The organism is Collinsella sp. An7 (assembly GCF_002159335.1).
In the GTDB taxonomy this organism is placed as follows: domain Bacteria; phylum Actinomycetota; class Coriobacteriia; order Coriobacteriales; family Coriobacteriaceae; genus Coprousia.
In genome coordinates, this window is record NZ_NFHP01000008.1 from 71,514 (window position 1) to 83,060 (window position 11,547).

The 11,547-nt window shown below is 65.1% G+C and carries 9 protein-coding genes; 8 read left to right on the plus strand and 1 reads right to left on the minus strand.

Features of this window, described 5'->3' with window-relative positions; genetic code table 11:
- Positions 1–6 precede the first annotated feature (6 nt).
- Genes atpG through B5G20_RS09165 form a run of 5 tightly spaced genes read left to right on the plus strand, consistent with a single transcriptional unit; the run spans position 7 to position 5,311 of the window.
- Positions 7–912 carry an ATP synthase F1 subunit gamma gene (atpG, locus tag B5G20_RS09145; protein WP_087356607.1) on the plus strand — a complete coding sequence of 302 codons (906 nt, stop codon included), beginning with the start codon at positions 7–9 and terminating at the stop codon, positions 910–912.
- Position 913: 1 nt separating this feature from the next.
- On the plus strand, positions 914–2,371 hold the full coding sequence (gene atpD / locus B5G20_RS09150) for a F0F1 ATP synthase subunit beta (RefSeq protein WP_087356608.1): 1,458 nt from the start codon (positions 914–916) through the stop codon (positions 2,369–2,371).
- Positions 2,372–2,764 carry an ATP synthase F1 subunit epsilon gene (gene atpC / locus B5G20_RS09155; protein WP_087356609.1) on the plus strand — a complete coding sequence of 131 codons (393 nt, stop codon included), beginning with the start codon at positions 2,372–2,374 and terminating at the stop codon, positions 2,762–2,764.
- 51 nt (positions 2,765–2,815) lie between these two features.
- A complete protein-coding gene (gene murA / locus B5G20_RS09160) occupies positions 2,816–4,099 on the plus strand; it encodes a UDP-N-acetylglucosamine 1-carboxyvinyltransferase (protein ID WP_087356610.1) in 1,284 nt (427 codons plus the stop codon).
- Between the two features lie 12 nt (positions 4,100–4,111).
- Positions 4,112–5,311, plus strand: coding sequence for an LCP family protein (locus B5G20_RS09165; RefSeq protein WP_087356611.1), 1,200 nt, complete (start codon positions 4,112–4,114; stop codon positions 5,309–5,311).
- Positions 5,312–6,218: 907 nt separating this feature from the next.
- Here B5G20_RS09165 and pepT read toward each other — a convergent pair.
- The gene (gene pepT, locus B5G20_RS09170; protein ID WP_087356612.1) at positions 6,219–7,463 is read right to left on the minus strand and encodes a peptidase T; all 1,245 of its coding nucleotides are present in this window, start codon (positions 7,461–7,463) and stop codon (positions 6,219–6,221) included.
- A gap of 239 nt (positions 7,464–7,702) precedes the next feature.
- On the opposite strand from pepT, the gene B5G20_RS09175 reads away from it, so the two are divergent.
- From B5G20_RS09175 to B5G20_RS09185, 3 genes are all read left to right on the plus strand, one after another.
- The gene (locus tag B5G20_RS09175; RefSeq protein WP_087356613.1) at positions 7,703–8,140 is read left to right on the plus strand and encodes a metal-dependent transcriptional regulator; all 438 of its coding nucleotides are present in this window, start codon (positions 7,703–7,705) and stop codon (positions 8,138–8,140) included.
- Between the two features lie 6 nt (positions 8,141–8,146).
- Complete coding sequence (locus tag B5G20_RS09180; RefSeq protein WP_239286956.1) at positions 8,147–9,154, plus strand: homocysteine S-methyltransferase family protein; 1,008 nt, start codon at positions 8,147–8,149, stop codon at positions 9,152–9,154.
- A gap of 197 nt (positions 9,155–9,351) precedes the next feature.
- Positions 9,352–10,743 (plus strand): phosphoglucomutase/phosphomannomutase family protein, encoded by a 1,392-nt coding sequence (locus B5G20_RS09185; protein WP_343283997.1) that lies wholly within the window; start codon positions 9,352–9,354, stop codon positions 10,741–10,743.
- The last annotated feature ends 804 nt before the right edge of the window (positions 10,744–11,547 follow it).

An 11,547-nucleotide genomic window follows, 5' to 3' on the forward strand; every position in this document is an offset into this window, starting at 1 on the left:
CGCACCATGGCGAACCTTCGCGAGATCAAGAAGCGCATCAGCTCGACCACGAGCATGAAGCAGATCACGCGCACGATGGAGATGGTCTCCACGGCCAAAATCCGTCGCGCGCTCGAGCGCGCCTACGCGGCCGAGCCGTACAAAGACGCGCTGACCGATGTCATGCTCACCGTGGCGCAGGATACCGAGGCTGCCGGCGGCGCGCCGCTCCTCGCGCGCCACGACGCCGAGCGCCGCGTGCTCGTGGTCGCCATCGCGAGCGACCGCGGTCTCGCGGGCGGCTTTAACGTGCTCGTGGAGCGCGAGTGCGAGAAGATCATCCGCGCGTGCGCCGAGGCGGGCACGGAGTGCGAGGTCATCACCTGCGGCCGCAAGCCCACGGAGTACCTCTCGCGCCGCGCCAACGTGGTGATGCACTTTGAGGGCAACTCCGCCGAGCCCACCCTCGAGCAGGCGCGCATGATCGCGAGCTACATCACCCGCAGCTACACCGCCGGCGATATCGACCGCGTGGAGGTCATCTACCACCACGCCAAGAACCGTGTGGACCAGGTGCTTCGCGTGGAGCATCTGCTGCCGCTCGACACCGAGATGGTCGCCCTCTCGCGCGGGCCGCGCAAAAACGAGGACGAGGCGCCGCAGCGCATCTCGTCGAGCTTCAGCTTTGTGCCGTCGGCCGAGAGCGTGCTCTCGAGCCTCGTCTCGTCGTACGTGCTCACCGTTATTCACCAGGCGCTGATAGACTCCGCGGCCTCCGAGCAGGGTGCCCGCCGCAAGGCCATGCACTCCGCCACCGAGAACGCCTCCGCGATCATCGCGACCCTCACCCGCACCTACAACCGCGTGCGCCAGGCTTCCATCACGACCGAGATCAATGAGATCGTGGGCGGCGCCAACGCATTGGAGGAATAAGATGGCTCACACCACCGATTTGAACGACATCAAGGACGCCGTCGAGCGCCATACCGCGGGCGAGGGCCGCATCGTCCGTATCGTGGGCCCCGTCGTGGACGTTAAGTTCGAGGGGCAGGTCCCCGCGATCTACAACGCCCTCACTGTCGAGGCCGACACCCCCATGGGGCACGTGTCGACCATCCTCGAGGTCGAGAGCCAGCTCCCCGGCGGCGTGGTCCGCACGGTGGCCATGAGCTCCACCGACGGCCTCATCCGCGGCATCGCGGTCACCGACACGGGCGGCCCCATGACCATGCCCGTGGGCCCCGGCACGCTCGGCCGCATCTGGAACGTGCTCGGCAAGCCGGTCGACGGCAAGCCCATGCCCGAGGTTGAGGATTACTACCCGATCCACCACCCCGCACCCGCCTTTGACGAGCTCACCACCAAGACCGAGATTTTTGAGACGGGCATCAAAGCCATCGACCTTCTGGAGCCCTACATCCGCGGCGGCAAGACCGGCCTCTTTGGCGGCGCCGGCGTGGGCAAGACGGTGCTCATCCAGGAGCTCATCAACAACCTGGCGCTCGAGCACAACGGCACGTCGGTCTTTACCGGCGTGGGCGAGCGCACCCGCGAGGGCACCGATCTCTACCTCGAGATGACCGAGTCGGGCGTTATCGACAAGACCTGTCTCGTCTACGGTCAGATGAACGAGCCCCCCGGAGCGCGTCTGCGCGTGGGTCTCGCCGGCCTCACCGCCGCCGAGTACTTCCGCGACCGCGGCCAGGACGTGCTGCTGTTTATCGACAACATCTTCCGCTTCTCGCAGGCGGGCTCTGAGGTTTCGGCACTGCTCGGCCGTATGCCGTCGGCCGTGGGCTACCAGCCCACCCTCGCCACCGAGATGGGCGACCTCCAGGAGCGCATCACCTCCACTAAGACCGGCTCGATCACCTCGGTGCAGGCCGTCTACGTGCCCGCCGACGACCTGACCGACCCGGCGCCGGCCACGACCTTTACCCATCTCGATGCGCAGACGGTGCTCTCGCGCAACATCGCCTCGCTCGGCCTCTACCCGGCCATCGATCCTCTGGCCTCGAGCTCCGACGCGCTCGACCCGGCGATCGTGGGCGAGGAGCACTACCGCGTGGCCGTCAAGGTGCAGGAGATCCTCCAGGAGTACTCCGACCTCCAGGACATCATCGCGATCCTGGGCATGGACGAGCTCTCCGAGGAGCAGCGCCTTACCGTCAACCGCGCGCGCAAGCTGCAGCAGTTCCTGTCGCAGTCGTTCCACGTTGCCGAGAAGTTCACCGGCAACAAGGGCGTGTACCTGCGCATCGAGGACACGGTCCGCAGCTTTGCCGCCATCGTGGACGGCGAGTGCGACGACCTGCCTGAGCAGGCCTTCCGCTACGCCGGCACCATCGACGACGTGCGCGAGCGCGCCGCCCAGATGGAAGCGGGCCAGTAAATGCGCATCCGTATCGTCTGCCCGGAGTTTAACGCCTACGAGGGCGACGCGGTGTTTGTGGCGCTGCCCTCCACCGACGGCGAGCTGGGCGTTCTGTCCAACCACGCCAACGAGATCTGCACCGTCAAGGCGGGGATCGTGCGCGTGAGCGATCGCGAGATGGGTACCGTTGACCACCGCTTTGCGGTGGAGGGTGGCTACGCCGAGGTCACGGCCGACGAGGTCGTGATCTTGGCGCAGCGCGCCGCCGACGTGGACGCCGTCGACCCCGAGGAGGTCCGCGTAAAACTCGCGGTATTTGAAGACCAGTTGAGTAATTTAGCGCCAGATGATGCACGCCGCGCCTATCTCTATAATGAGGTGGCGTGGTGCAAGCTCCTGCTTGCCGCGTAAGCGCTCGGTCCCGGCCGGGCCGGGACCAGACAATCGCTGAGGAGTAGGAACTTGGACATCATACGTGTTCAGGGCGGTCGCACGCTCACAGGTGGCGTGCACGTCTCGGGTGCCAAGAATTCGGCACTCAAGCTCATGGCCGCGACGCTGCTCGCGCCGGGCACCACCACACTCACCAATGTGCCCAATATCTCCGACGTGCACGTTATGGGCAAGGTCCTCAAGGGGATTGGTGCCCGCATCGACGTCATCGACGAGCACACCCTGGCCATCGACACCTCCGATGTCGACTCGTGGGAGGCCCCCTACGAGCTCGTGGCCAAGATGCGTGCCTCCACCGCCGTGATGGGCCCCTTGCTCGGGCGCTTTGGGCGGGCTAAGATCGCCATGCCCGGCGGCTGCAATCTCGGCGCGCGCAAGATCGATATGCATATTCTGGGGCTCGAGGCGCTCGGCGTCTCGTTTGACACGAGCCACGGCTATATCTTTGCCGATGCCGAGCACGGCATGACCGGCACCACCGTCACGCTCGAGTTTGCGAGCGTGGGCGCCACCGAGAACCTCATCATGGCGGCTGTCCGCGCAAAGGGCACCACCGTTATCGACAACGCCGCTCGCGAGCCCGAGATCGTGGACCTCGCCAACATGCTCAACGAGATGGGCGCCCAGATTGAGGGCGCCGGTACTCCCGTGGTGACCATCGAGGGCGTGGACGAGCTTCACCCCGTGGAGCACCGCGTGATCGGCGACCGCATCGAGGCCGGTACGTTCATTGTGGCCGGCGCGCTCGCCGCCGACGAGGATGGTCTGCTCATCGAGGGCTTTAACCCGCACCACCTTGGCATGGTTCTCAAAAAGATGGAGCTCATGGGCATCCGCCTCGAGCGCGGCCAGGATTGGGTGCGTGTTTGGCGCGCCCCGCGTATCGTGCCGGTGGATATTCAGACGCTGCCCTTCCCGGGCTTTCCCACCGATATGCAGGCGCAGATCATGGTGCTCTCGGCGCTCGCCGACGGCAGCTCCGTGATTACCGAGAACATCTTTGAGAATCGCTTTATGTTTGCCTCCGAGCTTATGCGCATGGGGGCCGAAATTCGGATCGAGAGCCATCATGCCATCGTGCACGGCGTCTCGGCCTTCTCGGGCGCAAAGGTGGTCTCGCCCGACCTCCGCGGCGGCGCGGCCCTCGTGCTCGCCGGACTGGTGGCGGAGGGGGAGACGGATGTCTCCGCTGTGCACCATATCGACCGCGGTTACGAGCGGTTCTGCGACAAATTGGTTGGGATGGGGGCGGCAGTCTCGCGCGTCCAGGTGCCCGACCTTGCCGAAGACTAGGTTAGGTACTGTATGAGCATACGCAAAAAGCCCGTTCAGCAATCGCGTCGCCCTTCCACGGGCGCGGCGAGCAGGATCTATAGTCGTGAGAATGTGGGCCGCTACGCCGAGCGTGCGCGTCAGCGCCGCCGGGGTCGTACTATCCGTCGCGGCATTCTGCTGGGCGTGCTGGGCGTGCTCGTGGTGGGCGCCGTTGCGGCGGGCTCGTGGTTCACGAGCATCGTCTCGCGCCTCAACGACAGCAACATCATCACCGGCGACCTGCTGGCCACGCTGGTCGATTCCGACGTGACGCAGGATCCGTTTTACATGCTCCTGCTCGGCACCGACGGCCGCAACGAGGACGAGGTCGACCGCACCGACTCGATCATCCTCGCGCGCATCGATCCCACCGAGAAGCAGGTCACGCTCATCTCGATTCCGCGCGACACCGCCTACGAGTACAACGGCAGCACCGTGAAGATCAACGCGGTCTTTAGCTATGGCGGCGCCGACGACATGGTCAAGGCCGTCAACGACCTGTGCGGCGTGGAGATCGCGCACTACGCCGAGGTGAGCTTTGAGGGCATGAAGGCCCTCGTGGACGCCGTGGGCGGTATCGACCTTTACATCCCCGAGGGCGACGGCGTTGACGACCCCGAGGCCGGTCCCGTGGTTGTGGAAGAGGGTCAGCAGCATCTCGACGGCGAGGCGGCGCTCACCTTCTCTCGCGCACGCCACCAGTTTGCCGACGGCGACTACACCCGCATGCGCCATCAGCGCATGGTGATCGGTGCCCTTGCCAAGAAGATTCTGAATGAGCTCGAGCCCTCTAACGTCATTCCGCTGGTGGAGTCGCTTGCCAACATGGTGGTTACCGACCTTTCGCCCACCGACATCGCAGCGCTCGTCAACGCCATGCGCGGCATGGACCCGGACGAGATGTACTCTGCCAACCTCCCGAGCTGGGCCGGCCAGGATACCTACATCAACGGCCAGAGCTTTGTCTTTGTGTATGAGGATGACCTCAAGGAGATGATGGCGCGCGTCGACGCCGGCAAGGACCCACAGGGCCCGCAGACCATGGGTACCAGCGGCGAGGGCGAAGGCGGCACCGTGGGCGACCTCTACAACAACAGCAACGAGGATTGGGTCACGGGCAACGCTACAACGAGCTCGGAGTCTGAGGAAGACTCGGGCTCGGGAGGCGAGGGGTCGACGTCAACGGAGTAAGCCCTGCCCCTTTGCTGATCTGACTGACCTGACCCGTCGGCGGCGGCCCGGTTGTCCCTACGCTCGAGGTCCTCAGCCATTCTGCGCTTTGCGCGGAATGGCCTGCGGGAAACTCGCTACGGGACAACCGGGCCGCCGCCGGCCTGTTGGTACGTGGTTGGCGGGCGGGCGCTTGCCCCCGGTATGAATTAAAAAAAGATGCTGAGCTGGTGCCGGGAGTGCACGGGGGACGTGCTTCCGGCGCCTGTGGCGGTGGGTGAGAAGGGCGTTTGAGGTCTGGTGCCGCTTCTGGCGGCCAAAATCTTGAGAAATCAATGACTTGCTTCGGATGCTCTGGCGATGCATAAAACGCGACCTGCGGATTTGCTGCCATGGGCGATTGGATTATCAGTCGAGGGCCCGCGTGGGCCTCGAGAATCGTTGATTTCTCCGGATTTTGACCACCGGCAGCGGCGCGTGGGGCAGCAACGCATTGTGAGATAAAACGGTATGCTAAATAGTGGATACTACTGTAGAAATATGCAAAAATAAAGATAAAACGGTAGAGCTGCTCAATTCCGGGTTCTCGAGCTTATAGGGAACGCCGAAATTAGGGTGCAACCCGTGTGGAGTCGCGATGTCTGAGGGGCGCTTAAAACCCGCGCATTCGCATAGACGCTTCGACCTGCGAATCGCCTCGGGACCCATTCTTTCTTCCTAACGAGCCGGACCGGTCCCGCGACGGCAAGATTGCCCCTAAGGTGCGGGCAGCAAGGCGGCGAAGCCGCCGAGCTCCTCAACCACGTGCCGCCGCCCCGCTTGGGTGTCCCGTAGCGAGTTTCCCGCAGGCCGTTCCGCGCAGCGCGCGGAACGGCCGAGGACCACGAGCGAAGGGGCACCCAAGCGGGGCTGCGAGCCAGGTCAGGCACTAGGCAAACCGAGCGACGAGCGCCTCCAGTACGTTGACCATCGTCTCCAACGAACGGACCGGCACAAACTCGTTCACCCCGTGGCAGCAGTACCCGCCCGTGGAGAGGTTGGGGCAGGGGAGTCCGCGGAACGAGAGCTGCGCACCGTCGGTGCCGCCGCGGATGGGCAGTACGCGCGGCTCAACGCCCGCAGCGCTAAAGGCCTCTTTGGCCGCATCGATGAGTTCGGGGTAGTCGGCCACGATCTCCGCCATGTTGCGATACTGCTGCTTGATCTCAACCGTCACGCGCTCCTCACCGAGCTCAGCATTCACAAACGCCGCGGCGCGCTCCATGAGGGCGAGTTTCTCGTCAAACTTGGCGGCACTGTGGTCGCGCACGATGTAGCGTGCCGTTGCGTGCTCACAGGTGGCCGAGACCCCCTCAAGATGGATAAAGCCCTCGTAGCCCTCGGTATGCTCGGGCCGCATGTGGGCCGGCAGCAGCGTGTGGAAGGCGGCAAAGAGGTTGCCGGCATTGACCATCTTGTCCTTGGCATCGCCCGGGTGGATGGAGTATCCGCGAAAACGCACCGTGGCCTCGGCGGCGTTAAAGCACTCCCACTCCAGCTCGCCGATGGGTCCGCCGTCCACGGTGTAGGCATACGTGCAGCCAAACGCGTCGATGTCGAGGAGCTCGGCGCCGTGCCCGATCTCCTCGTCGGGGCAGAAGCAGATGCTAAGCGCCGGATGCGACAGCTCAGGATGCGCAGCCAGGCGCGCAACGAGCGCCATGATCTCGGCCACGCCGGCCTTGTCGTCAGCACCGAGAAGCGTGGTGCCGTCTGTCACCACCAGGTCCTCTCCTACAAGGTCGTCCAGGGCAGGGAGCTTCTCAGGGGTGATTTGCACGGGCGCGCCGCCGACCTCGCCGGCAACGAGCGGACCGCCCTCGTAGCGCACAACGCGCGGGTTCACGTTGGTGCCGCTTACGACCTCGGTGGTGTCGAGGTGCGCAATGAGCCCCAGCGCTGGGCGATTCTCGGCACCTTCGCTCGCGGCGATGCGCGCGGTTACATAGGCGTGCTCGCTCACCTGCACGTCGTGCGCGCCAAGCTCCTCGAGCTCCTGGGCGAGCAGCCGGGCGAGGTCAAACTGCTTCTCTGTTGAGGGCACGCGGTCGCAGTGCTCGTCAGAGGAGGTGGTGTCGATACGCACATAGCGCATAAAGCGCTCGAGCACGTCGGAGGGGGCGGTGTCGGACATAACGGTCCTTTCTGTTGGGGTTGGGACGGCACCACTCTAGCACGGTGCGGCACACGCGCGGGCGTATCTGCTGGCTGCGGACGTGTTCAGCGCGCTCCGGCCCAGGCCGGTTGCGCGCCGCACTCAGCCGCTTATGGCAAAGCGGTGCGGGCGCACGCGATGGGGTAGAATCAGCTCCACGGCAAGTACCGCGTCAGGGGCTCATGCTGCGGACCCCGGCGAATCTACAAGGAGGGCCCATGGACACCACCGAGAGCTCGCGCGAGCTGCACCTCACGATGGCAAACGAGGACTACCTCGAGTGCATGGTGCGCATTGAGCACGAGGGCGGAGACGAGGGCGGAGACGAGGGCGGCGTGCGCTCCGTCGATATCGCCACCCGCCTGGGTGTCTCCAAGGCGTCGGTTAACAAGGCGGTCTCGGTCCTTAAGAGCCAGGGCCTCGTGGAACAGGCGCATTACGGCAAGGTCATGCTCACGCCGCAGGGCCGGCAGATCGGCGAGGCGGTGTGGTATCGCCACCGCCTATTGCGCACGTTCCTCATTCAGGAGCTCGGCGTGCCGTTTGAGCGCGCCGACGCCGAGGCCTGCCAAATGGAGCATGCGGTCTCGGAGGACACTATGGCCCGATGGCTCAAGTACCTCGAGGGCCAGAACATCGTGGTAGTGGAGGAGTAGCTAGCTATGACGGACGAGGGCGAGCGTGTTGCTGAGGGTGCTGAGGCCGACGCGGTAATGCGAGGCGACGTGCCGGACGGCAATCCGCCCTCGGCGGTGCCGCGCGAGGCTCTGCCAGAGAGCGCCTACTACAACCGTGCCGGCGCGGACGAGCTGCGCGCACGGTTGGCGTCCGAGACGCTCCTCGCGCAAGGGCCCACCGGCACGGTGCTCATGAGTGAGCCGGGTGCGGCGGATGTTCCTCCCGCATTTTGGAACCTCGCCGAGCCGCAGACCGTCACGCGCGTGCACGAGCTTTATGTTGCCGCCGGTGCCGAGGTGCTCATCACCAATACGTTTCAGGCGTCCGCGCCCGCCCTCGAGCGCGACCAGATCGACCCGAGCGTGGCCGAGGTCAACCGCGCGGCGGTGGACGACGCGCGTGCCGCGCGCCCGCAGTTGCTGTTGGGCTCCATCGGCCCGTGCGGCCTGGAGTGGTTCAAGCGCGATACGCCGGAGTTTCGCGCCTGCCGCGCCGCCTATCGCGAGCAGGCATTAGCGCTACTAACAGCTGGGGTGGACGGCCTTTTGCTCGAGACTTTCACCTCCATACGCGACCTTGAGCCCGCTCTTGCCGGCTTGCTGGACGTGGCCGACGGCATGCCGGTTCTCGTGAGCTTTGCGGTAGATGATGAGGGTAACCTTTTGGGGGACGGCCTGGGCATTGAGGGGGCCGTCGTGTACGCCGAGAAGCATGGCGCTGCGGCGGTGGGCATCAACTGCTGCTCGCTGGCGGCCGCTGAGGTCTCGGTGCCGCGCCTTGTGCGCGCCGCGCGCACGCCGGTTATGGCGCGTCCGCACGCGGGGCTGCCCGAGCGCACGCCCGAGGGCGATCTGGTGTGGCCGGAGGATCCCGAGGCGTTTGCCCGGGCTGCGGCTACCTGGCGCGATGCCGGCGTGGCCCTCGTGGGGGCCTGTTGCGGGGCCACGCCGCGCACCACGGCGGCCCAGGCCGATGCGCTTGCTGAGGAGTAGCCGGCGCACGCGCCCACTTCCCTTCGCCACCGCTCAGCGCTCAACGTTGCTTGCCTCGCTAATATCCCGCGGCACCCCACGCCGCCCGCGCAGGCGGATGTGGAATCACCGGCCGTCGGCGTTTCTGCGCGGGCTCGCTGGGTATACCTCACTCGTATGACCAAGCTGACCGCACGGGGTGTGTTGTAGTGGCAACCATGATCAACTTCGGGACGGACGGGTGGCGTGCCCGCCTGGACGGTGACTTTACGGCAGAGAACCTGGTGCGCATCGCCGATGCGGCCGGTGCCGTGTGGGCGCAGGGCGCGCCGGGGGCCATCGTCTACGTGGGATATGATGCGCGCTCCGGCGCCGATCGGTTTGCCCTGCTCGCAGCCGAGGTCCTTGCCGCCCACGGGCTTGCGCCCAAGATTTCTGACCGCCCCTCGCCCATGCCCGCGCTCTCGTGGGCCGTGGCAAACGATCCGCGCGCCTGCGGGGGCTTTGAGGTCACCGGGTCGCACTATCCGCCCGATTACCTTGGCGTAAGGCTGCGCGGGGCAGACGGTGGTACGCTTTCGCAAGACACGGCCGATACCATCGCCGCATACATCGATTCTGAGGCTACGCCGCAGCGCGGGCCGGTATCGCGCAGCGACTTTGTGACGCCCTATTTCGATCGCCTCTGCAGCCTGGCTGATGCCGAGGCCATCTCCGCCGCAGGGTTGCGTGTGGTGTACGACCCTCTGTACGGCGCAGGGCGCGGCCTAGTGCCGCAGATGCTCGGTGCCCTCGGGGTCGATGTGGTGGAGATTCATGGGTCCGACGACGCCGACACCCCCAACATTCACCCCGATGCCGTAGAACCCTGGATCGATGACTGCGAGCAGGCCGTTGTGGCCCACGGGGCGGTGGCGGGGCTCATCACCGATGGCGATGCGGCCCGCGCGGGCGCGGTGGACGAGTATGGGAGGCTCGTGCCCTCGCATAAGATCATCGCGCTGCTTATCGAGCATCTGGTGCGCCACCACGGGCTTACGGGCCGTGTGGTAATCAACCAATCCACCTCGGTCATCGCCCGCCGTGTGGCGCGCGAGCTCGGCTGTCGGGTGAGCGTTAAACCGGTCGGGTTCCGCCATATCTGCGACGAGATCCGCAAGGGCGGCGTACTCATCGGCGGCGAGGAGTCGGGCGGCATCGGTATCCCGGCGTTCGGCCCCGAGCGCGACGGCATTGCCGCTCTGCTGCTGCTGTGCGAGCAGATGGGCGTGACGGGCAAGACCCTGAGCGAGCTTTCCGCCGAGCTTGATGAGCGCTTTGGCGCCACGTCGTACGGGCAGCGCGACCTCAGGCTCGAGGCGGAGGTCATTGAGACTTTCCGCACGCTGCTACCGGGGCTGAACCCCCGCACCGTGGCGGGCAAAACGCCCGTGCTGGTGAGCCATATGGACGGCCTGCGCCTTGAGTTTGACGACGAGAGCTGGCTTTTGCTGCGTCCGAGCGGCACGGAGCCCGTGGTACGGGTGTGTGCGGAGGCCACGACGGTCGAGGCGCGCGACGAGCTTCTCGAGGAGGGCTGCGAACTGGCCCGCGGCGAGCTGGGCATCTAGCTGGGGCTACGGGGCAACCGGCGGCTGTCAGTTTGAGTGGGGCTTGGAGGCGTACTCCCGCGTGACGTACGGGGCCCTCAAGTCAACGGCCGCTGTATGCCTGGAAACTGTGCGAGTACCTGTATAGGTAGCTAGGTAGAGAAGTGCCAGAACGGTATAGCGACAAGAAGGCAAACGCCGAAGGAACGCCCACCAAGGCGAGAAGGCGTCGTAGCGGCGAGCTTTGCGCCGCCGTAGACCCTATTGTGATCTCCATGTTGTACGTGCAGGGGTTAGCGCCTACGGGGTAAGGTGCACGGCAAGAACCAAACATATATAGGAGTAGCAAAACGACGAGGTGAAGTGGTCCATACCGCGATAGGGATGGGCATGACGCTCGGTTCTTGTTCGGGGCGCGGGCAAACCGTACCTATATAGGTAGATGGGCGCGCGCAAGAAGCTTGTCCAAGCCAAAAAGGAAGTCCTACCTAGATAGGTGAAGACAAGATACAGCGCCGTAAAGCCTTTCGGGGAGCAATCGCAGTATATAAAGGCGTCATCGTGGGCCGTTGGGCGGATCGCAGAAAAAAGTTTTCTTAGCCGAAGAAGAAAATATCTACCCGTGGACGTCGCTGAGCGGTAGCAAATAGTAGGTGAGCGTGATGCGACCACAAGATATAGGGGTCAGTATGTCGAGTTGAAGACGAATTGTGTAGGAACTATGGAGCCCCGGATTCCCCCTTGCGCCCCGGGGGGAGGGCTGGCAATATATCTCCTTGCCGCGCGGCCCGGAGCCGAGAGCGAGGGGACGCGGCGGGCACCTTG